The following is a 20,882-nucleotide window of genomic DNA, read 5'->3' on the forward strand; positions in this document are numbered from 1 at the left end:
TGTGAAAGTCTGATGGTTTACAAATTAAACTCTTCCTGAATTAATTATAGCATATAAAAAATGGTCAATATAGACTATATATTCTCATTTACCACTGCTAAAATGCAATAGAACTCTAATAAGATTTGTTGAAAAGGAAACCAAAAGAAATGTGATGGTTAAGGAGAGATGTAGAATGAGTTCTTTGGTTCTCGGTTTTCAGGAAATAAAAAAAACACAGCTTTTGCTCGTTGGCGGAAAAGGGTTAAATTTAGGGCAATTATCAAAAATTCAAGGAATACAAGTACCAGATGGATTTTGTGTTACAACAGTGGGATATCAAAAAGCCATCGAACAAAACGAAACGTTTCAAGCATTGTTGGATCAACTAACAATGCTAAAAATAGAAGATCGAGATCAAATTGGTGAACTCAGCAGGAAACTTCGACAAATCATTATAGAAGTAGAAATTCCTTCTGATGTTGTTAAAGAAGTTTCTTACTTTCTCTCCCAGTTAGGCGATGAACATGCTTATGCAGTGCGTTCTAGTGCCACTGCTGAAGATTTAACACATGCCTCTTTTGCTGGTCAACACGACACCTATTTAAATATCATCGGGAAAGAAGCAATCTTGCAGCATATCAGTAAATGTTGGGCTTCCCTTTTTACAGATCGTGCGGTAATCTACCGAATGCAAAATGGATTTGACCACAGCCAAGTTAATTTATCTGTTATCGTTCAAAGAATGGTTTTCCCACAGGCTTCAGGGATTTTATTTACCGCTGATCCGATTACTTCTAACCGAAAGCTACTATCAATCAATGCCAGTTTTGGACTTGGAGAAGCACTGGTCTCTGGCTTGGTATCTGCCGATTGTTATAAAGTAAAGGAAGAGGAAATCGTCGAAAAAATGATAGCAACCAAAAAATTGGCTATCTATGGACTAAAAGAAGGCAGAACAGAGACACAGCAGATCGATCCTGCTCAACAAAAGACTCAAACACTTACTGAACAACAAATTTTACTGCTAGCACGCATTGGAAAACAGATCGAAGCTTATTTTGGCTACCCACAAGATATTGAATGGTGTTTGGTTGATGATACATTTTACATTGTCCAGAGTCGACCAATCACAACTTTATACCCCATTCCTGAAGCGAATGATCAAGAAAATCACGTTTATGTATCTGTGGGTCATCAACAAATGATGACCGACCCCTTGAAACCATTGGGAATGTCGATATTCCAATTAACATCTTTTGGACCCAGGTTTAAAGCTGGTGGTAGGTTGTTTGTTGATGTCACACATCAATTGGCTTCACCTGACACCAGAGAAATTTTATTAGATGCAATGGGACAACACGATCCACTCATAAAAGACGCACTCATGACCATAATAGAGCGAGGAGATTTTATAAAATCATTTCCAAATGATAAGAAAGGACAGAGTCCCAGTAAAAACAATAAGGGTATGTCGTCCGCGGGTTTTCAATCGCAAATCGAAAACGATCCGACAATCGTTTCTGATTTGATAAAGAGTAGTCAAACATCGATAGAAGAATTAAAACAAATCATCCAAACGAAATCAGGATCAGATTTATTTGATTTCATTCTAGAAGATATCCAGCAATTAAAGAAGATTTTATTTGACCCACAAAATTTAGGTGTGATTATGGCAGCCCAAGATGCTTCAGCATGGATCAATGAAAATATAGAGAAGTGGTTGGGTGAAAAAGACGCAGCAGACACGCTTTCACAATCTGTACCAAACAATATTACTTCTGAAATGGGTCTGGCGCTATTGGATGTCGCTGATGTGATTCGTCCTTATCCAGAAGTAATTGATTATTTACAACGTGTAAAAGATGATTACTTTTTGGATGAACTGGTTAAGTTTGAGGGTGGACAGGAAACCCAAGAGGCTATCTATGCTTATCTTAACAAATACGGAATGCGATGTGTCGGAGAAATCGATATTACTAAAACTCGTTGGAGCGAAAAACCAACTACACTTATCCCGATGATTCTTAGTAATGTTAAAAACTTTGAGCCTAATGCTAGCCATCGAAAATTTGAGCAAGGCCGACAGGAAGCTTTAAAAAAAGAACAAGAGTTAATAGATCGATTGAAGCAATTACCGGATGGTGAACAAAAAGCCAAAGAAACTAAAAAAATGATCGACCTAATTCGTAATTTCATCGGTTATCGTGAATATCCAAAATACGTCATTGTTAATCGCTACTTCGTTTATAAGCATGCTTTACTGAAACAAGCCGAACAACTGGTACAAGTAGGCGTTATTCATGAAAAAGAAGATATATACTATCTCACTTTTGAAGAACTTCGCGAAGTCGTACGGACAAATATAATTGATTACCAGATCATCAGCAAACGAAAAGACGAGTACAAATTATATGAAAAACTAACTCCCCCACGTGTTATCACATCTGATGGTGAAATCATTGCAGGTGAGTACAAACGAGAAAATCTCCCCGCCGAAGCTATTGTAGGTCTACCTGTTTCTTCCGGTGTTATAGAGGGACGGGCACGTGTCATCTTAAATATAGAAGATGCTGATCTAGAAGATGGAGATATATTAGTCACCTCCTTTACTGACCCTAGCTGGACACCACTGTTTGTATCCATAAAAGGCCTAGTCACCGAAGTAGGTGGACTGATGACCCATGGAGCAGTTATCGCACGTGAATATGGCTTGCCAGCAGTTGTCGGAGTAGAAAATGCTACCAAGCTAATAAAAGATGGGCAACGCATTCGCGTGCATGGAACGGAAGGGTATATCCAACCATTCCAAAACGTTCCCTTCCTTTCAACTTCATGGCAAAAGACCGACAGGGAAATGATATAGGGACTCAGTATCATACAGGGATTTATTATACAGATGAACAAGACAGGGAAATAATAGTTAATTCATTAATAGAACTCCAGAAGAATTATGATAATCCGCTTGCTATCGAAGTATCTAAGTTACAAAACTATTACCCTGCCGAAGCATATCATCAGAAATATTTAGAAAAGAACCCAGATGGTTATTGTCATATAGGAGAAGGAAAATTTGAAGAAGTAATAATGGCACAAGACCATAAATTGAGGTACCGACCAAAATAAAAAGAGTTTTTTGAAAGCTAATACTTAATTATACCCAAAAAAATAATAGCCCCTTTACTATTTACTCAGGGGCTATTACGGAGATTTACTAACTTATCTTTCGGTCAATTGATTTTCTGAAATTCACTAAATCTTGGACTGATAGTACACAAAAGTTGTGCTTATTAGCAAAGGTAACAATCTCTGGTAGGCGAGCCATAGTACCATTTGGGTTTGTTAATTCACAAAGTACCCCTGCAGGTTTAAGTCCCGCCAATTTCATAAGATCTATCGTTGCCTCAGTATGTCCTTGGCGTTCCAACACGCCACCGGGACGTGCTTTTAGAGGAAAAATGTGTCCTGGTCGGTTTAAATCTTCAGGCTTGGCATTATCCGCAATTGCGGCCTTTACTGTTCTAACACGGTCTAAGGCAGAAACACCAGTTGTAACTCCATTTGCTGCTTCGATAGACACGGTAAAAGCAGTTTGAAACCGACTTGAGTTATGATCAACCATCATGGGTAGTGCTAAAGACTTTACCTTTTCATCAGTAAGACATAGACATACTATACCACTGCATTCACGTATTAGCATTGCCATTTGTGCATCAGTAAGTGTTTCCGCAGGAAATATTAAATCTCCTTCATTTTCACGATCTTCATCATCCGTAACTAATACTCCGTGACCGTTGCGTAGTGAACAAAGTGCCCTCTCAACCCGTTCATACGGGTTGCCAAATTGAACAAGTAAATTCTGATTCATGGTAATCCCCCTTTTGATTTTTAACTTACCAGAATCAGGGCGTAAAGACAGACAGCTGCCTATTAATAACGGCAGCATGAGAAATATTATGCTGTAGTAGGTTACTGACTGTCTTATCCTCTTCCATCCGGACTATACCGTCGGCCCTGGTTTCTCACCAGATCTGCTGTCCTCCCTTAATGTAAAGGAGCGCTCGCGGGCTTCCAGTCTAAACTGGTTACCGCCGGTGGGGAATTTCACCCCGCCCTGAGAATAAGTTACGTAAACTATACCACTTTACCAGACCTTGTCAATATATTTTAGCATTAATTAGAAAATTTTGTTCGGCCATCCACACAAACCATTAAGCCAGAAACATGCTAACCAATGGAGTAACCCGTTCGATCTTTATTACATTCTATGAGCCATTAGCAATAGTTTCTAAAAAGGTGCTGCTCGCTTTATTGGCAGCTATCTCACTGCTTTAGCTGTGGGTAGTGCCAAACGTGTCGTTTAGACATCGGTAGTATATACCTTCATTTTCTGGAGATTTTAAATATCACAAAAATGTGATATTTTGGTGACAGTGTTGTAACAACCTTTTTATATACTTAAAACTGTAAGACCTCCATCACTATCTTTGGCTAGATTTGTCTCCGCGCAGGCATCCTTTTAAAACAACCCGATGTGGTAAACAATAAAGTAACCAAAATAAAGGAGGAATGCATGATGCCAATGATGTACGGCGGTTATGGCATGGGCTTTGGGGGAATATTGATGATGTTAATTCCCCTAGCCTTGTTCGGGCTTGTAATTTACTGGGCAGTAAGTGCCGGGATGAAAAATGCCCTCAAGGAAAATTCTTCTTCTAATGCCCTGGATATATTAAAATCTCGCTATGCCCGTAATGAAATTACATCCGACGAATATAAGCAGCTGAAAGAAGAAATTTCCCGTTGATCAACCAGTTTAATATGACCCTCCTCTTTATAACAGATCAAGAAGCCAATCCTCTCAGGTTGGCTTCTTGATTTTTTCCTAGTCCTATTTATTTCATATATAATAAGAGATAATTGATGGATTAGTTGAAGGTGTCTTGATAAAAATTAAAGGACCATATTGACCCCAAAAAATCTAAGGAACTTGCTTGGTAGCAAATTGACACTCCCGAACACACATATCAAGATGGTGGACGGATTCAGTAAGAGTGGACTTTAAACGAACATCTTGGGTTTTATTAGTAAACGACTGAAGTTTATTCAATGTATCTTGACAATCTTGAATGCATTGCTGGAGTTGCTGTTGTTGTTGATTCATTCATTGCACCTTCTTTCAGATTAAGATTTAGCCATTTCTTTAGCATCAAGACAACTGTGTATGCACATCTCAATATGACGGTCTGCTTCTGCAAGAGCCATGCGTGCGCGGTGATCTACGGTACCGTTAGCAATATTACGAATCATTTGAGCAGACTGTGTACATTTGTCGATACAGTTTTGAATATCTACGTTTGTGATCAATTTATTCACCTCCCCTTTTTTCATATGTATTATGCTCACTCTAGGCAGGTCAATATGCAATATTGTTCCCTTTATTCCCCTATCCAAGCAAACAGTCGCTATAAAAAATAACCTTCCGATCAAAAGGGAAGGTTATTAAAGGTATAAATTTATTCATTTTCAGGATTTAGTAATTGTTTCTCGCCCATGCAATTTATCGACCGATCAAGTATCCTTGTCCTTAGAAACTGTCCCACCAGATCCACCAGTACCACGAGAACTAAAATGGCCGCTACTAGTGTAGCTACTTCGTTATATGCAAATAACTGCATGCTGATGGTCAATTGCGTTCCAATGCCACCCGCACCCACTAGCCCTAGAACGGTTGCCGCTCGCATGTTACATTCCCACCTGAACAATGTGTAGGACACCAGCACAGGAAGAGTCGCTGGAATTCGAACAAATAGTAAAACAGCCAGTTCACTTGCTCCAGTGGCCCGGCCAGTTTCCACCAGTTGCTGGTCAACTGATTCTAGAATTTCGGAATACAGTTTTCCTAAAATACCAGTGCTATGGACTGCTAGGGCTAACACCCCGGGAAAAGGCCCCAAACCCACAGCCACAACAAATATTAATGCCCAAAGTAGTTCAGGAATGCCACGGAAAAGGTTTAAAATAAACCGTGATAGATAGTAAAGAATCCATCTGCCCAACCAGGATATAACACTACTGTTTCGTGCAGAATATTCCTCGCCTCTTAGTCTTAGGGCACCGATAGTTAAAGGTAGAGCAAGGATTATTGCCAAAACAGTTCCTACCACGGAGATCGTAAGGGTTTCAAGTATCATTTTGCCTACATCTCTTAAAAAATCTGGTCTCAACTCCATAGGCCACAGGCCAGATACGAAATCGCCGATACTGTTAATATTTTTAGGATCTGTAAAGGCTGCTAACTCAAAATTTGTGGCCTTGGCACTTGATACAAAGAAAAAGAGGAAAAGAAAGAGTAGAGCAAAATTTGCTAGGCTATTACTTCTATATTGAGGTAATGATTTTTTACTGTGCACGGACATACCCCCTTTGAGAAATCCATCCCTCTGGAGGCCCGCTGTAGATTAAGCTCCCTTTATCCAACACTAGTACTCGTGAGCAGTAATGAAGTGCAAAATCCTGCTGATGGAGATTTGTAACAATGGTAATGTTTTTCTCGCGGTTAAGCCTGGCAAATATATTTAGTATATTTGCCGCAGTTCTGGAGTCTACCGAGGCGATGGGCTCATCTGCTAGAATAAGACTGGCGTTGCCGAGCAGCGCCCTGGCAATAGCAACCCGTTGTTGCTGTCCTCCTGAAAGGTCAGTGGCACGGACGAATATCTTCTCTGCTAATTCAAGTTGTTCCAATAACTGCCAGACTTCCATTATTTCTTTTTCACTCATATAAAAGAGTAAGCGTAGAGCCTGATAAATTGACACCTGACCTAGTTTACCCATGATCACATTACGGGCTACGGATAAGCCAGGAATGATATTATGATTTTGCGAGACCATTGCAATACTAGACCTTAGCTTTCGTAAATCAGGATGGCTAAGTCCCCGCATGGCTTGGCCCATAACATAGAGATTGCCCTCGCTTGGCGCAATGAACCCATTCATAAGGCGGAAAAAGGTGGTTTTCCCGGAGCCACTGGCTCCGAGTACTCCCACCATCTCACCACTATATATACTCACATCAATCCCCTTTAGTCCCGTAACGCCGTTGTCATAAACCTTAACCAACTTCTCTGCCCGGACCATCTCTTGTCTATCCATATTTCCTCCAGCTATTTGAGCAGTCCTAACCGTGCTGCTTGTTCTTCAATGTATTTATAATCTTCTTTAGTAACTTTAGCAAAGCCCTCTGCCTTCAAAAGTTTAAGCAATTCTTCATCATTCATGGCCAAAAATGCTTCGATAATTTTGTTTTCTAACTCTTTATCCATTGAATCTATGACAACCCAGGGGTAGCCTTCAATCATATCAGACTTAGCCAAGATGCGAATTTTAGTTTTATCAATTTGACCGTCCGCAATGAGTTTGTTTAAGATCCTGCCCTCTAGACCACCCGCATCAACTTTACCTTTCTCAACTGCCATTGCTGTAGCATCATGTTTTCCCGTATAAATAACATTGGCAAAATCATCCGGTATTTTTAACCCCGCCTGATCCAACATAATCCTCGGGTAAAGGGAACCCGAGGTGGAACTGACATCTCCAAAGGCAAAGGTTTTATCTTTTAATTCGGCTACACTCTTTATCTTGCTGTCGGCAGGGGTGATGATCAAACTATAGTACTTTGTTGTTTTGGTTTCACTATCAATCTCAGTGACAATGGGGTGAATCTTGGCCCTCTGCTTGGCCTGTACGTAGGTTAATCCGCCAAAGTAAGCCATATCCAGTTTGCCACTTGCCATTGCCTCAACCACACCGGCATAATTATTGGCTACATAGAGTTCTACCTCTATACCCAGCGTTTCTTGAAGATAAGCTTTAAATGGTTCATATTTAGCCTTCATTTGATCTGGAGCCTGGTTAGGAACAAGTCCTACTTTTAGAATCTTTGCATTGTCAGCAGGTTCTTGGCTAGCAGCCTTTGATTCTTTTGGAGATCCTTTTTCTCCCTGGCTGCCACAGCCCACCAAGGAAATCCCTAGTAAAAAAACTACTAACACAAGTAAAAACTTTTTGCTACGCAATCAAAATTCCTCCTCGAATATAATACCAATCAAAGATAACATAAATGGCATTTATGCGTCCAATAACTTTTTGTTATAGTTAGCTAGAATTTTATATAAGCTTTTTATTTTTTAGATATATTACTTACAGTTATCCCAACCAATAACAGGCTTGATATATCAATATATTTCATATGTAATATAACAGGTTATTCAATATATTTGTTTAATAGACGATATGTATAAAATAATTCACAAAGGAGGTTTCTAATGAGAAACAAAATACTTATTGTAGCCACAGGGGGAATTGTCGGACTCTTTGGTGTATTTTTGGTTACCATGGGAAACCCCGCTAACATGGGCTATTGTATTGCCTGTTTTTTGCGGGATATATCAGGAGCTTTAGGGCTACATCGAGCAGCACCAGTTCAATACCTTCGTCCTGAGATAATAGGATTGATACTGGGTGCCTTTATTTCGGCTCTTTTCAGTCGTGAATTTAGAGTTGTGGGTGGCTCAAATACGCTAGCCCGCTTTACACTAGCCTTTTTGGGTATAATCGGTATGTTGGTATTTTTAGGATGCCCGGTACGCGTGGTATTAAGGCTAGCGGGCGGGGATTTAAATGCCTTGGTAGGTTTAGTGGGTTTAATAGTTGGGGTTGCAATTGGTACAATGTTTTTAAAGTACGGCTATTCTCTGGGTAGGGCTATACCACAAAATAAAGGTTCTGGTTACATATTCCCGATTATAGCTATCATTTTATTGGTATTTTTATTAGTTCAACCCGCATTTATTTTCTTCAGTCAAGAGGGTCCAGGTTCTATGCATGCCCCAATAATAATATCTATAGGGTCAGGTTTACTGGTGGGGATTTTAGCCCAGCGTTCCCGTTTATGCATGGTTGGTGGTATCCGTGATTTGATTTTCTTCCGGGACACTCATCTGCTGTCAGGTTTTGTTGCTATGCTGGTAATTGCCACCATTGGAAACATATTAATAGGTAATTTTAACCTAGGTTTTGAACAACAGCCCATAGCTCATAACGATGGGTTGTGGAATTTCTTAGGCATGGTATTGGCAGGCTTATCATCTATTTTACTAGGTGGTTGTCCACTTCGCCAAATCATTTCTGCCAGTGAAGGTAACACCGACTCGGTTATTACTGTGTTAGGTTTTATAGCTGGCGCAGCCTTTGCTCATAATTACGGTCTGGCTGCTAGTACAAAAGGAGTATCTAGTGCAGGTCAGGTAGCTGTGATTTTGGGAATTCTAGTAGTGGCGGCAATTGGAGTACTTGGATTGCAAGGAAGTAAAGCAATAGGGGGAAATATCAATGTTAAAAACAGTGGACGCTCGGGGACTATCGTGTCCTGAGCCGGTAATATTAACACGTCAAGTATTAAATCAAACAATATCAGGTAACATTCAGGTACTAGTAGATAATAACACAGCTAAAGAAAATGTTACTCGAGCAGCAGAAAATATGGGTTGGAAGGTTGTTGTACAACAACAAGGTTCAGATATCATATTAAATCTTAGCAAGTAAGGATTATGTCTTGTATTTCTTCCAATAGCATAGAGCCACCGTTTCCGTTTAGAAAGCCAAGTAGTCAAACAGAAACGGTGGCTCAATCTCATTTGGTGGGAAATATATATGAAACACCCGTAATTTGTAACTTTACGGCATAAAATGAATATTAATTAAATCATGACTATGTTGCTATTAAATATTGGAAGAATATTTTAACCCGACGATACCAACCAAAATGAATCCAACAAAGATTAGACGTGTTATATCATGTGGTTCATTAAAGGCAACTATACCAACAATCACCGCACCTACCGCTCCTATTCCCGTCCAGATCGCATATGCATTACCAATTGGTAGAACTTTTAAAGATAAGGATAAAAAATAAAAACTAATCATCATACCAACTATTGTTATTGCTGACGGATACAAACGAGTAAAACCTTCTGAGTATTTTAAACTTATCGCCCATACAACTTCAAATAAGCCTGCTACAATTATATAAAACCATACCATTTCAAATAAAACCTCCTTACAATTAGAAAAATAATAAAACCCGAAAAGATATCTTGTTGATATCCTCCCGGGTTTTTATCCCTCCGTGTGCACAGTAATCTGTGTGCTTTCTCTCGGTCCAGACCAGCATAAACTGCGGAACCCTAGAAAACCAAATATAATCTTATCAAAAATTATCCCACAATTGATATATGTTTGTCAAGATATCTTGGTTTAGAGTTGGTGCAACATTCATCCAAAATTCAATATAATCAGCCTGAGTCTAAATTCTATTTATTAATTATTATGCAGGAAATATTTTGTAATTAACGAATAAGCTTTATGATAAATATTCTAAGGGAGGTCTTTTATGGATTTGCATATACTCCTTGTTATCATCCTTGGTGCTTCTATAGTACTAGCAGATTGGTTTAACGTCTTTCCTAACTCCAGAAGAAATAGGAAATATACCATTATTGGTCTAATCTGTATTCTCGTATTTATCCTTAAGGATACACTTAATATCCTTATCTAATAGGGGGGATTCCATGATAGCGTCATTATCGCCTAAAGCTTCGTTGATAGTCGGTATATTAATACCTCTAGTCATAACAGTTTTTACTGGTTACAACGCTAAAGCCGTTGGATACTCATTCTTTGTTGGCTTAGCCTTCTGGGTAATATCAGGTCTTATACAGGGAGCCATGGGAAGTTCTGGTGATAAGATAAGAGCTCATTATTACTCCACCCCAGAAAATGACAGAACTGAAAGGTCAAGGTGGGCAAGTACGTTTTTTTACATAGGGCTACCGGGGATGATAATGGGATTAGTTTATCTATATAATGGTTGGTTTTGAGCTGGTTTCACATAGAAATTATAGGGCTTAAGAATTGTTAAAAGAGAGTGTCGCATAGGACACTCTCTTTTGCTTGATAAGTGATGTTAAATTTTTTGATCTTTTTAACTAGATATTTTTAAATTACAACAGGTACATTGTTGCCAGCACGCCTGTAATAGTCATAACGATGGTGTATGGTAGAGCCAGCTTCACCATTTCCATGTAAGACAGGCGAATCAGCGGAGCAAGTGCAGAGGTTAACAGGAACAAGAACGCCGCCTGGCCGTTTGGTGTAGCAACAGAAGGGATGTTTGTACCCATGTTGATTGAAACAGCCATCTTTTGGTAATGATCCAGCGCAATGCCTCCAGCTTCAAAGGCTTTCTGTGTTTCTGACATATATACGGTAGCAACAAAGACATTGTCACTGATTGCAGAAAGGACACCGTTGGCCGCAAAGAAGGCGACAAGCTGATTCTGTCCTTCCAGGTTTAGTACCCACTGAATGATCGGCGTAAACAGATGCTGGTCATGAATAACCGCAACGATACCGAAAAATACTACTAACAGCGCAGTGAACGGCAGTGCTTCTTCAAAGGCATGACCAATCTTCCCTTCTTGAACAACTCCGTTAAAAGCTGTAAGCAGGATGATAATCATCAGACCAATAATACCGACTTCTGCCAAATGAAGTGCCAGGGAGAAAATCAACAAAACGCCGGCTACAGCCATAATAATCAGGCGTACACGTCCGCGAGTATCCATCGCAGCATCTTTGGCTTTAACGTCATCTTCCATAACCTTTCGAACATCCTCAGGAAGCTGATAGCCGTACCCCCAAAACTTGGTGGCTTCAAGGGTAATGGAGGTCAGAAGACCAACGATCAGTACCGGGATAGACACAGGTGCGCTGTGTAAAAAGAAATCAACAAAGTCCCATTTCATAATGGTACCGATCAGTAGGTTCTGCGGTTCACCAACCAGTGTTGTTGCTCCGCCCAACGCAGTACCCACAGCACCATGCATCATCAGATTGCGCAGAAAACCACGGAATTGATTCAGGTCCTCCTGATATTTGTCATCGATAATATGGTCGTTATTGATGTCATACTTTTCGAATATTTTTTCACTGGAAGCAAATTTATGGAAGATGTTGTAGAACCCATATGCCACGGCAATAATCACCGCCGTTACAGTTAGCGCATCCAGAAAAGCGGAAAGAACTGCACCCATTATAGAAAACAGGAATGCAAGGGCAACTTTAGAGTGTACCTTGGTAAGGATCTTGGAAAACAGATACACAAGACCTTCTTTCATAAAATAGATTCCGGCAACCATGAACATCAAAAGCAAAATAACCGGGAGGTTCATTTCAACTTCGTGATAGATCGAATGCGGGTTAGTAAGCCCGATCACAACAGCTTCGATTGCAAGAAGTCCACCTGCAGGGAGCGGATAACATTTTAGCGCCATTGCAAGAGTAAAGATAAATTCGGCAATCAACACCCAACCGGTAACGTACGGACCGGCTGTAAACAACAAAATAGGGTTCAACACCAGAAAAGCGAGAATTGTTGTTTTGTACCAATTCGGAGCATCACCCAGAAAATTTGCTTTAAATGCTTGGCCGATACCCATCTGTTTCTCTTGTCCCAAGCCCTTCTGATTCATATAACACACCTCCAAAATGAGAAATTCTATATAGACTAACAACATTATAATTATTCACAGGTCAGTCACTCACTGTAGTATTCTGCCGTATTACCATTTTTGTATTCAAGTATCGACCTTGTTACCTACTTTTCCGTGAACTTCGTACAAAACTGGGAAAATATTCACCCCCTATTTATAGTGTCAGAACACACAAAAAAAGGACAACAAAAAAGAGGAATAGCCTTGTTAAAGGCTACCCCCCCCAGTAGTCCGAATTCCTTGTACCAATTTGGCACAACACGTAGCATGGCACTTTTTAATTAATTTTATTGTATCAGATAGAAACGTATTTGTCTAGAAAAATGAATGTACTCTGATAAAACCAAATATAAACGGATTTAGAGTATATATGCCAAAATATTTTGTCATTACAGGTGAAGGGTATTTGTTTTAGTAATATGTCTATGTCTAACCCATCTGTGTACTTGGCTATTTAGCATCCTTCCAAAAGAAAACTACCATAGGGATAAAAACAATAAAGGCACAGATAAGGTACATATAGGATAGTCCGAGTCTATTAGAAACCAACCCCAATAAGATAGAGCCAATGCCAATTCCTAAATCAAGGGCAGTAAAGATTGTTCCGTTGGCAGCTCCTCTACGAAAGGGCTCAACTCTATTGATGGCCATAGCTTGAAGGGTTGGTTGCACTATACCAAAACCTATGCCCAGTATAATTGCCGATAGTACAAAGGTCAGATAGCCCTTTGCAAAAAAAAGTAGTAAAAATGATATGGCCAAAGCAGAAAAACCGATAAACATTATCTGATTGGGGCCGCGTTTATCGAAGATTTTTCCAGCATAGGGTCTAACAAACAATAAGGACACACCGTAAACCATGAAAAAGATACCTGCGTTAGCAATGTTTAATTCTTTTGCGTAAAGAGTTATAAAGGAAACAATTCCTCCATAGGTCAAATTAACAAAGAACAATACCACTGACAGGGAGTAGACCCTTGGCTCTAAAAAACTGTTAAGGCCAATCTTAGTTTTCGGCTTATCCATATTAATCTCCAAGCCCTTTATACTAAGCACACATAACAGGGCAAGGGCAGCAATGATTGAACCTGTTGTAAATAAAGTATTAAAGCCATAGTTATCAAGAATATATAGACTTAATACAGGTCCCACTGCCATTGCAAGGGTACCAGCTAATCCATAGTAACCCATTCCTTCCCCTCTTCTTGCAGCAGGGACAATGTCACTGGCTATGGTTCCCGCACCTGTTGAAGTAAAGCCCCAGGAAAACCCGTGAACAGCCCTTAACAGAAAAAGCATAAGCAAACTTGTTGCTAAGTTATAGGCAAAGGTAACTGCCACAAAGGCAACTAATGCAAACACCACAACACTTTTTCTACCCATTGTGTCAAGCATGTAACCCGAGATTGGACGAACTAATACTGCTGTTATGGTCAGAACCCCAACAATATATCCAACATTACTTTCACTACCTCTTAGAACCTCAGTAACATACATCGGTAAGGTAGAAATTAAGAAATAAAAACTTGTAAACATAAATAAGCTGGTTAGACAGATTAAGATGAAGTCTTTGGTCCAAATAGAATGTCTTTCGTTCATAATTGTTTCTCCTTCTATAATTTGTTGTCTAACTATTAGCATTCAGGGTCAAAACAACAGCAATATGCGCTCGTTTTCCATAGCCTCCTTAATGCTTATAAATTCTCTTTGAGAATAGGTAAACAATGCAACCAACTAGTAAGAACAATATAATTGCTAGCTCAGTTTTCAGCATTTTTTGACCCCCTAAGAAAAAGCAAGCTCAAAATATCATTATTAAATTTTACAGTTATTTGTCTAAACAAGTATTTAGCTAAAAATTATTTATCAAGGTTCTCAAAAATTTTATTAAGAACCTCTTTAACCACCTCTATTTGTTCTTTATCAAGGCCTTTTATAGACTCATTAAGTGCCTCAAATGCTAAAGGAAATAGTTTATCCTTTAAGTCACGCCCCTCACTGGTGAGGAAAATTTGATACGCTCTATTATCTTCCGGGTTAACTTCTCTTGTAATAAAGCCCTTCTTTTCAAGCTTTGCTAGAATTCTTACTGTTGTGGGTTGATCTTTGGAAGTTAATTCTGCCAATTCTTTAGGAGAGATTCCTTCTCTCTGCCATAAACGATTTAAAACTGCCCATTGTTCGGGAGTTACATTATAATCTTTAAAATGGTGCAGCAAGTTATTTTTCATACGTGTATTTGTACGATTTAAAATATATCCTAGGCTATTATCAAGGTTAAAGGTCACTGGTATCTCCCTCTACAACAAAATAATCTTGTCAAGACAATTATATCTTTAAGAAAACTAAAAATCAACAATTTAGAAATTTTAAAATGCAGTAAGTTTTTTTCTGCCTGACCTACTTTCCAGGAAGTGTGGCATGACTAAAAAATAGTGTGTGGTTTATTAGCTTCAACCACACACTGTTAAAAGAGTTACTTGAAGAAGTTTGGGGGTATAAATAAAGGGGTTTAGTTATTATCTGTATTATCACACAGATGTTTTGTTCTGTATGCTTTTGGTGTCATATTCATTTGCTGTACAAAGACACGATTAAAATAGGAAGGATCAGTAAACCCGCATTCACTGGAAATACGATAGGCAGGATAGTTAGTTGTTTCTAATAATTTACAAGCATACTCAATCTTTAATTTGTTTATATAATCTATATAGCTCACTCCTACTTCTTTTTTAAAAATGCGGCTAAAATACTGGGGATTCAAGTATACATAGGATGAGACCATTTGCAGAGATAATTTTTGTTTAAAGTTATCGTGAATATATTTTAATGCTTTTTCAATAATTTGCATCTGATTGGCTTTCGGTTCCATTACCTGTTCATCAGAATGTTCCTGGGACGTAGCTATAGAAGCCAACAAATCATGAAATACCTGTCTAAAAATCACCGGTTTAATGGGTTTTAGCAGGTATTCCTGGACACGGAGACGGATTGCTGTTTGGGCATAGGAAAAATCTGAATAGGCAGAAAGGATCATTATACTTGCCTGGGGGAGAAATTTCCTTATCTCCTTGATTGCTTGTAAGCCATCCATTTCTGGGATGTGTATATCCATGATCATTATATCTGGCCGATACTGCTTGGCCAGTTTGACAGCCTGGATTCCACTTTGACAAGTGAGTATTTTATCTTCCTTATCCTTAAGCTCCTCGGCCACAATCGATTTTAGAAACTCCAATTCGAGCAACTCATCTTCCACAATTAAAACTATGCTCATCATTATCGCCTCGCATTGGGTTTGGTAGGAATCGAGATTGTGATAGTACTTCCAGAATAGTCAGATTTTACGATTTTCAAGCCGTAACTCTCTCCGAAATATTGTTTTAAACGTTTGTCTGTACTGCGAAAACCAATTCCTAGCTTACTCTCAGATTGTTGTAGGCTTTGTAAAACTTCTTTGGGAAAACCATTCCCATTATCCATAACAAAAATATCTATCTTATCTTTATATTTTTCCGCGCTAATTTTTATCTTGCCGCCATCCCTTTTCGGGGAGATACCGTGAATAAGGGCATTCTCGACGATGGGTTGAATAATCATATTGGGTATTCTGTGTGGTTTAATATCCTCTGCAATATCAATGTCGTATTCTAAGCGATTTTTAAAGCGTACTTTCTGAATATAGAGGTATTTCTCGATATTGTCCATCTCATTTCCGATGGTGTGTAACTCATCATCTTGCTTTAAGTTATAGCGTAATAAGTCCGAAAGACAGTAAATGAGTTCTTCCGTTGTATGAGATTTTTCAAAGTAGGCTATACGTGCTATGGAATTTAAGGTATTAAATAAGAAATGTGGGTTAATGACCAAAGACATATTTTTTGCTTCCAGGTCAAGAATCTTCTTTTCCAACATTTCTTTTTCAATAGATAATCTTGTTATTGCCTTATCTGTGCTATTGATACTTTCAGAAAAGTCATAGGAAATATTCTTAGCAATATGGTTACATAGTTGCTCATGAACTTCAACTTTGTTTTCCTCAGTGGTTTTTATGGCTGCAATCGCTTTTGCAACAAACTCAGGTTCAAGTTTTTTCTCCTTTGCTATGCCCATAATATCAATTAAATATTTCCTGTATTCATTACCTGGTAAATAAACTTGGGCCCCCACTATATAGCCTATGGTTTTGTCGTTAATAACCACTGGTAAAACAATGTTTTCAAGTCCATGCCTACAGTTAAATCGGTCTCCTTTGCCTGGTTTTAATCTTGAAAGATAGTCTGTACAAATTCGCTTTTCATCTTCCTGACAAATAAGTTTACAAAAGTCGGGAGAAGGATTAAACTCAAGCAGAATATCTCCATTGGTATCGATCAAATGGAGAGAAATATTGGACAAGGATAGAAGTCCGCTATATCGAGAATATAGATTGCCATCTACTAAATTGTGTAGTGTTTTATTAGTCTTATTCATGCTTTTTCGCCCTAAGTCCTTTTCTCTGATTTAACAATGTATTAACCGCTGATTTAGAGCCAATTAATGTCAAAAAAAGTCGAATAAAACAGAATTATATCTTTTTAATAATACAATACCCCTATAAAAATGTAAATAGGATCAGCCTTTGCTACAGTAGGAGCCATGCGTCAGAATAAACCTTAAGTGTAAATCCTCATTTTATATAAGCCAGAAAGGGTTAACAATAAACTAATTAAATAATTTACGAATCAGGTAACGGCTAAACTATTGTGATATTTTTTCTCATAATATAATGGCATTAATCTTGGGAACAATGAGTTGTGAGGTGATAAACTTGCAACTCATTTTTTATACTGAAGATACTCCACTGGACTACTTTAATGCCGGAAAAACATATTCTTTTCCAAGACCAGAAACCTGTTTGCATCCAGATTGCAGGATACCTATCCCACCCAGACCATACGGATATTACATACGAAATGTTATTTCAATTAATTTTAACGAACGAATTATGATTAGGAGATACTTATGCCCAAGATGTGGTCACACTTTTTCTTACTTACCATCCTTCTGCCTTCCATATTATCAATATACCCTAGCCCTTATTTGGGCGAACTTGATTTGTCAGGTATTTAATATCGTATCTTTTCTTAAATCCCTAATGGCTAGTGTCGATTGGCAAAGGCAACACTTACAGTTCTACCGACGTCGGTTTAAAAGCAACCTGAACTTCATTCAAGTAGTGTTACGACATTTAATGCCGGAGGTTAAGTTACCAGATGAAATTGAAGAAAAAGAAAAGGCCAAAAGGGTGCTGAACATTGCGATATCCGGATTCAATACAATCCAAGCCTTCTCCACAAGGTTTTTCTCACAATGCAACAGTTCCTTTATGGCCCATCTCTAAAATTAGTTTAGCCATTTAGAAAACCAATCATTCTAAAAATTTGAAGAGATGGGTAAAAAACAGAACTTTTGCATAGTACCTTGCAGAGACTAATGGTATCCTTCAGACTATGGGATAAGTTTAGCCGGTTAAACATCTCCCGCAAATTTAAAGATTGCCGGAGGTGTGTTTGTTGTGCTTTCCACAGAGGATAGAGAAAATATTGCTTTAAAAAGATTTTCTCTGATTAGCCCCGTATTAAATGGCCAGATCACAAATCAAACAGAATATTTTAAAGCCCTATGCAGTGAACCCATTGATATGCCATATTACGGCTTAAAGCGTTATTCACCAAAGACACTGCTATTTTGGCTCTTTGAGTACCGCCGAGGTGGAATTGAGGCTTTAAAACCTGGTCACCGCTCTGATCGAGGCAAGAGTCGTAAAGTAAGCCTTGAAATCGCTGATGCCATCAGGAAAAAACGAGCAGAAAAACCTCGGTTAACCACAGTGTTATTGTATGAAGAACTGGTTAAAGATGGCGCCTTTGACCCTAACAAATTATCTAAGGCCACCTTTTATCGGTTTATGGCCGCTAATCCCGATTTAGCAGCAGGCATAGACCCGGAGGAGAAAGAACGTGAACTTAAAAGATTTTCTTACCAATCGATTAACGAGCTATGGCAAGCCGACATTATGTATGGGCCATACATTAGGATAGGTAAGTCTAAAAAGCAAACCTACCTAATTGTATTTTTAGATGATGCCTCAAGGATTGTTACTCATGGTCAGTTTTTTGATACCCAGAACTACACAGCTATGCGTACAGCATTGCGGGAAGCTATACTAAGACGAGGAATTCCCAAAATGATTTACACCGACAACGGTAAGGTTTATCGCACTAATCAGTTAGCTATGCTTTGTGCTGGGTTAGGGTGTTCATTAATTCATGCTGCCCCATTTACGCCGAACGCTAAGGGGAAAGTTGAAAGGTTCTTTCTTACTGTCCGCCAGCGTTTTTTATCCACCATCGATCCTACTAAAATTACGAGCGTGGATGAATTAAATTTGCTCTTTTGGCGATGGCTTGAAGAAGATTATCATCGTAAAACTCACAGTACCCTAGGGGTAAGCCCCTTGGATTTTTTTATGTCTCAAGCCCATAAGGTGCAGCTTTATTCTGACCCCGAGTTATTGAGAGAACATTTTTTAATGCGTATTGGCCGCAAGGTAAACCATGATGCTACTTTATCAGTAAACAGAGTACTTTATGAAACTGACCAAGGTTTAGCCAACTCCAAGGTAGAGGTGCGGTTTGAACCGGAATGGTTGTCTGTTCCCCAAAGAACATTACCCCTCTACCAAGGTGGCAAATTTGTAGGGGAAGCCCGAATGATCAATTTCTATGATAACTCCAAAGTAAAAAGACGTGGACGTCCGGCAGCATCAAGCAAAAAAGAGGATTTAGAAATCAGCCCTACTAACACTGATACATCGTCTCTCATTCCCAGCAGTAGCATTTCTTTTGCAAGTCTTTCTAAAAAAACTAATGAGGCTGGTGATATTTAATGTTCCTTCAACATTTTGGTCTTAAATTCAATCCCTTTACCAAAGAGATACCCACTGAGAATCTATTCATCAGCCAAGATTTATTGGAACTTGAACATAGATTGAAATATTTACAGCAAACCAGAGGCATTGGATTAGTGGCGGGAGAACCGGGAACAGGTAAATCCACAACTTTGCGTAAATTTGTTACTGAATTAAATCCATCCCTCTATCGTCACTGTTACTTTTCTTTGGCTACTGTTACATTATCAGAGTTTTACCAAGCCCTAACTCTAGAACTTGGTGAGCAACCGGCTAATCGGAGGGTGGTAATGTTCCGCCAGATTCAGCAGGCAATCAGTTCTATGTATTATGATAATCGGATAACACCAGTAATTATCTTAGATGAGATACACATGGCCTCAAACAAGCTACTAGAAGATTTAAGGCTAATCTTTAACTTTAAAATGGATTCACAAAATCCATTTATCCTTATCTTAGCCGGTCAACCACCTATACGTAACAAGCTAGGTTTAAATATTAACAAACCCCTTAGGCAAAGACTTGCTGTTAAGCATATTATGCAAGGCTTAAGGCAGGAAGAAATTAAAGATTATTGTAACAGCAGACTGCGGTTGGCCGGACTGGTAGAGGATATTATTACTGAGGCAGCCTATGAAGTTATTTATTCTAATTCAAATGGCATACCTAGGGTGGTCAATAGTTTACTGACTAATGCAATGATTTACGCCTGTAACCAAAATCAAAGAAGTATTGATGAAGAAGCCATTTATCATGCACAAAATGAATTAAATATTTAGTGAGATTCCGGGTGAAATACCCGGTTTTCTTTTTACCCCAAAACCGGACTTGGATACGTACTAATTTAATTTGATAATTAGTTAGGGAAGTCTAAATTAATTTGCGAATAACGGGCTAGTTTCAGGAAGGATACACTAATTTATTTTGAGAATCTTAGCTAGATTAATTTGAGAATTGACACTTAAGCTTTAAATACATAGAAAAGGGTTGCCTCATTTTATTGAGGCAACCCTTTTCTATGGCTTGTCTAATATTATAATACTTCTTTCCTAGCGGGGAGAATGATTTCTACGTCGCTGTGTGGACGTGGAATTACATGAACGGAAATTAGTTCACCAACTCGTTGAGCAGCAGCAGCACCAGCGTCGGTTGCTGCCTTTACAGCACCAACATCTCCTCTTACCATAACGGTAACCAGACCACCGCCAACTTTTTCGTAGCCAATCAGTTGAACGTTGGCTGCTTTGACCATTGCATCGGCCGATTCAATTGCTCCTACTAAACCTTTGGTTTCAATTAATCCTAAAGCTTCTGATCTACTCATTTTTTGTTTCCTC

General features: G+C 38.8%; 23 protein-coding genes and 2 riboswitches. Of the genes, 10 read left to right on the forward strand and 13 right to left on the reverse strand.

Annotated features, from left to right (window positions below; translation table 11 throughout):
- Nucleotides 1-175 precede the first annotated feature (175 nt).
- Together ppsA and ACYQ03_RS13155 are read left to right on the forward strand one after the other, a co-directional pair.
- Entirely contained in the window at nucleotides 176-2,845 is a 2,670-nt protein-coding gene (gene ppsA / locus ACYQ03_RS13150) for a phosphoenolpyruvate synthase (protein ID WP_459910377.1), read from the forward strand.
- The gene (locus ACYQ03_RS13155; RefSeq protein ID WP_459910378.1) at nucleotides 2,815-3,105 is read left to right on the forward strand and encodes a peptide-methionine (S)-S-oxide reductase; all 291 of its coding nucleotides are present in this window, start codon (nucleotides 2,815-2,817) and stop codon (nucleotides 3,103-3,105) included. Before ppsA ends, ACYQ03_RS13155 begins: the two co-directional genes overlap by 31 nt.
- An 88-nt stretch (nucleotides 3,106-3,193) precedes the next feature.
- On the opposite strand, the gene ribB is transcribed toward ACYQ03_RS13155, so the two are convergent.
- Entirely contained in the window at nucleotides 3,194-3,847 is a 654-nt protein-coding gene (gene ribB, locus ACYQ03_RS13160) for a 3,4-dihydroxy-2-butanone-4-phosphate synthase (protein ID WP_459910379.1), read from the reverse strand.
- 111 nt (nucleotides 3,848-3,958) lie between these two features.
- Nucleotides 3,959-4,105: riboswitch (FMN riboswitch) on the reverse strand.
- 447 nt (nucleotides 4,106-4,552) lie between these two features.
- On the opposite strand from ribB, the gene ACYQ03_RS13165 reads away from it, so the two are divergent.
- Complete coding sequence (locus tag ACYQ03_RS13165) at nucleotides 4,553-4,786, forward strand: SHOCT domain-containing protein (protein WP_459910380.1); 234 nt, start codon at nucleotides 4,553-4,555, stop codon at nucleotides 4,784-4,786.
- 174 nt (nucleotides 4,787-4,960) lie between these two features.
- Here ACYQ03_RS13165 and ACYQ03_RS13170 read toward each other — a convergent pair whose 3' ends face one another.
- The 5 genes from ACYQ03_RS13170 to phnD form a co-directional block, all read right to left on the reverse strand.
- Nucleotides 4,961-5,143 carry a hypothetical protein gene (locus ACYQ03_RS13170; protein WP_459910381.1) on the reverse strand — a complete coding sequence of 61 codons (183 nt, stop codon included), beginning with the start codon at nucleotides 5,141-5,143 and terminating at the stop codon, nucleotides 4,961-4,963.
- A 20-nt stretch (nucleotides 5,144-5,163) separates the two neighbouring features.
- Nucleotides 5,164-5,346: a hypothetical protein gene (locus tag ACYQ03_RS13175; protein ID WP_459910382.1), complete on the reverse strand. Its 183-nt coding sequence runs from the start codon at nucleotides 5,344-5,346 to the stop codon at nucleotides 5,164-5,166.
- Between the two features lie 149 nt (nucleotides 5,347-5,495).
- A complete protein-coding gene (gene phnE, locus ACYQ03_RS13180; protein ID WP_459910383.1) occupies nucleotides 5,496-6,392 on the reverse strand; it encodes a phosphonate ABC transporter, permease protein PhnE in 897 nt (298 codons plus the stop codon).
- A complete protein-coding gene (locus ACYQ03_RS13185; protein WP_459910384.1) occupies nucleotides 6,382-7,134 on the reverse strand; it encodes a phosphonate ABC transporter ATP-binding protein in 753 nt (250 codons plus the stop codon). The genes phnE and ACYQ03_RS13185 overlap by 11 nt, the downstream gene beginning before the upstream one ends.
- Nucleotides 7,135-7,145: 11 nt before the next feature.
- Entirely contained in the window at nucleotides 7,146-8,057 is a 912-nt protein-coding gene (gene phnD, locus ACYQ03_RS13190; RefSeq protein WP_459910385.1) for a phosphate/phosphite/phosphonate ABC transporter substrate-binding protein, read from the reverse strand.
- Nucleotides 8,058-8,306: 249 nt separating this feature from the next.
- Between phnD and yedE the strand changes: the two genes are divergently transcribed.
- Entirely contained in the window at nucleotides 8,307-9,413 is a 1,107-nt protein-coding gene (gene yedE, locus ACYQ03_RS13195; protein WP_459910386.1) for a YedE family putative selenium transporter, read from the forward strand.
- Complete coding sequence (locus ACYQ03_RS13200; RefSeq protein ID WP_459910387.1) at nucleotides 9,373-9,585, forward strand: sulfurtransferase TusA family protein; 213 nt, start codon at nucleotides 9,373-9,375, stop codon at nucleotides 9,583-9,585. Before yedE ends, ACYQ03_RS13200 begins: the two co-directional genes overlap by 41 nt.
- Before the next feature lie 177 nt (nucleotides 9,586-9,762).
- On the opposite strand, the gene ACYQ03_RS13205 is transcribed toward ACYQ03_RS13200, so the two are convergent.
- A complete protein-coding gene (locus ACYQ03_RS13205) occupies nucleotides 9,763-10,083 on the reverse strand; it encodes a DMT family transporter (RefSeq protein WP_459910388.1) in 321 nt (106 codons plus the stop codon).
- 62 nt (nucleotides 10,084-10,145) lie between these two features.
- Nucleotides 10,146-10,241: riboswitch (guanidine-I (ykkC/yxkD leader) on the reverse strand.
- A gap of 191 nt (nucleotides 10,242-10,432) precedes the next feature.
- On the opposite strand from ACYQ03_RS13205, the gene ACYQ03_RS13210 reads away from it, so the two are divergent.
- Nucleotides 10,433-10,597 carry a hypothetical protein gene (locus ACYQ03_RS13210; RefSeq protein ID WP_459910389.1) on the forward strand — a complete coding sequence of 55 codons (165 nt, stop codon included), beginning with the start codon at nucleotides 10,433-10,435 and terminating at the stop codon, nucleotides 10,595-10,597.
- A gap of 13 nt (nucleotides 10,598-10,610) precedes the next feature.
- Nucleotides 10,611-10,919 (forward strand): DUF5316 family protein, encoded by a 309-nt coding sequence (locus ACYQ03_RS13215; protein WP_459910390.1) that lies wholly within the window; start codon nucleotides 10,611-10,613, stop codon nucleotides 10,917-10,919.
- Nucleotides 10,920-11,042: 123 nt separating this feature from the next.
- Here the strand turns inward: ACYQ03_RS13215 and nhaB are convergent, their stop codons facing one another.
- The 5 genes from nhaB to ACYQ03_RS13240 form a co-directional block, all read right to left on the reverse strand.
- Nucleotides 11,043-12,572 (reverse strand): sodium/proton antiporter NhaB, encoded by a 1,530-nt coding sequence (gene nhaB, locus ACYQ03_RS13220; protein WP_459910391.1) that lies wholly within the window; start codon nucleotides 12,570-12,572, stop codon nucleotides 11,043-11,045.
- Between the two features lie 471 nt (nucleotides 12,573-13,043).
- Nucleotides 13,044-14,192, reverse strand: coding sequence for an MFS transporter (locus tag ACYQ03_RS13225; RefSeq protein WP_459910392.1), 1,149 nt, complete (start codon nucleotides 14,190-14,192; stop codon nucleotides 13,044-13,046).
- Between the two features lie 260 nt (nucleotides 14,193-14,452).
- Entirely contained in the window at nucleotides 14,453-14,881 is a 429-nt protein-coding gene (locus ACYQ03_RS13230) for a MarR family winged helix-turn-helix transcriptional regulator (protein ID WP_459910393.1), read from the reverse strand.
- A gap of 224 nt (nucleotides 14,882-15,105) precedes the next feature.
- The gene (locus ACYQ03_RS13235; RefSeq protein WP_459910816.1) at nucleotides 15,106-15,870 is read right to left on the reverse strand and encodes a response regulator transcription factor; all 765 of its coding nucleotides are present in this window, start codon (nucleotides 15,868-15,870) and stop codon (nucleotides 15,106-15,108) included.
- A gap of 2 nt (nucleotides 15,871-15,872) precedes the next feature.
- Complete coding sequence (locus ACYQ03_RS13240) at nucleotides 15,873-17,066, reverse strand: histidine kinase (protein ID WP_459910394.1); 1,194 nt, start codon at nucleotides 17,064-17,066, stop codon at nucleotides 15,873-15,875.
- A gap of 328 nt (nucleotides 17,067-17,394) precedes the next feature.
- Between ACYQ03_RS13240 and ACYQ03_RS13245 the strand changes: the two genes are divergently transcribed.
- The 3 genes from ACYQ03_RS13245 (at nucleotide 17,395) to ACYQ03_RS13255 (ending at nucleotide 20,324) form a co-directional block, all read left to right on the forward strand.
- The gene (locus tag ACYQ03_RS13245; protein ID WP_459907550.1) at nucleotides 17,395-17,976 is read left to right on the forward strand and encodes a DUF6431 domain-containing protein; all 582 of its coding nucleotides are present in this window, start codon (nucleotides 17,395-17,397) and stop codon (nucleotides 17,974-17,976) included.
- A 165-nt stretch (nucleotides 17,977-18,141) separates the two neighbouring features.
- Nucleotides 18,142-19,524, forward strand: coding sequence for a DDE-type integrase/transposase/recombinase (locus ACYQ03_RS13250; protein WP_459907551.1), 1,383 nt, complete (start codon nucleotides 18,142-18,144; stop codon nucleotides 19,522-19,524).
- On the forward strand, nucleotides 19,524-20,324 hold the full coding sequence (locus tag ACYQ03_RS13255; RefSeq protein ID WP_459907552.1) for an ExeA family protein: 801 nt from the start codon (nucleotides 19,524-19,526) through the stop codon (nucleotides 20,322-20,324). Before ACYQ03_RS13250 ends, ACYQ03_RS13255 begins: the two co-directional genes overlap by 1 nt.
- Nucleotides 20,325-20,578: 254 nt before the next feature.
- Here ACYQ03_RS13255 and eutM read toward each other — a convergent pair whose 3' ends face one another.
- Nucleotides 20,579-20,869 (reverse strand): ethanolamine utilization microcompartment protein EutM, encoded by a 291-nt coding sequence (gene eutM, locus ACYQ03_RS13260; protein WP_459910395.1) that lies wholly within the window; start codon nucleotides 20,867-20,869, stop codon nucleotides 20,579-20,581.
- Nucleotides 20,870-20,882: the final 13 nt, after the last annotated feature.

This window comes from Desulfotomaculum defluvii (genome assembly GCF_054657375.1).

Excerpts from the sequence above, each read along its gene's own strand:
- ACYQ03_RS13225 (WP_459910392.1), bottom strand. The coding sequence starts at position 14,192 with ATGAACGAAAGACATTCTATTTGGACCAAAGACTTCATCTTAATCTGT.
- yedE (WP_459910386.1), top strand. The coding sequence starts at position 8,307 with ATGAGAAACAAAATACTTATTGTAGCCACAGGGGGAATTGTCGGACTC.
- ACYQ03_RS13240 (WP_459910394.1), bottom strand. The coding sequence starts at position 17,066 with ATGAATAAGACTAATAAAACACTACACAATTTAGTAGATGGCAATCTA.
- ACYQ03_RS13155 (WP_459910378.1), top strand. The coding sequence starts at position 2,815 with ATGGCAAAAGACCGACAGGGAAATGATATAGGGACTCAGTATCATACA.
- ribB (WP_459910379.1), bottom strand. The coding sequence starts at position 3,847 with ATGAATCAGAATTTACTTGTTCAATTTGGCAACCCGTATGAACGGGTT.
- eutM (WP_459910395.1), bottom strand. The coding sequence starts at position 20,869 with ATGAGTAGATCAGAAGCTTTAGGATTAATTGAAACCAAAGGTTTAGTA.
- ACYQ03_RS13215 (WP_459910390.1), top strand. The coding sequence starts at position 10,611 with ATGATAGCGTCATTATCGCCTAAAGCTTCGTTGATAGTCGGTATATTA.
- ppsA (WP_459910377.1), top strand. The coding sequence starts at position 176 with ATGAGTTCTTTGGTTCTCGGTTTTCAGGAAATAAAAAAAACACAGCTT.
- ACYQ03_RS13185 (WP_459910384.1), bottom strand. The coding sequence starts at position 7,134 with ATGGATAGACAAGAGATGGTCCGGGCAGAGAAGTTGGTTAAGGTTTAT.
- ACYQ03_RS13235 (WP_459910816.1), bottom strand. The coding sequence starts at position 15,870 with ATGAGCATAGTTTTAATTGTGGAAGATGAGTTGCTCGAATTGGAGTTT.
- ACYQ03_RS13165 (WP_459910380.1), top strand. The coding sequence starts at position 4,553 with ATGATGCCAATGATGTACGGCGGTTATGGCATGGGCTTTGGGGGAATA.
- ACYQ03_RS13255 (WP_459907552.1), top strand. The coding sequence starts at position 19,524 with ATGTTCCTTCAACATTTTGGTCTTAAATTCAATCCCTTTACCAAAGAG.
- ACYQ03_RS13210 (WP_459910389.1), top strand. The coding sequence starts at position 10,433 with ATGGATTTGCATATACTCCTTGTTATCATCCTTGGTGCTTCTATAGTA.
- ACYQ03_RS13205 (WP_459910388.1), bottom strand. The coding sequence starts at position 10,083 with ATGGTATGGTTTTATATAATTGTAGCAGGCTTATTTGAAGTTGTATGG.
- ACYQ03_RS13170 (WP_459910381.1), bottom strand. The coding sequence starts at position 5,143 with ATGAATCAACAACAACAGCAACTCCAGCAATGCATTCAAGATTGTCAA.
- ACYQ03_RS13200 (WP_459910387.1), top strand. The coding sequence starts at position 9,373 with ATGTTAAAAACAGTGGACGCTCGGGGACTATCGTGTCCTGAGCCGGTA.
- nhaB (WP_459910391.1), bottom strand. The coding sequence starts at position 12,572 with ATGAATCAGAAGGGCTTGGGACAAGAGAAACAGATGGGTATCGGCCAA.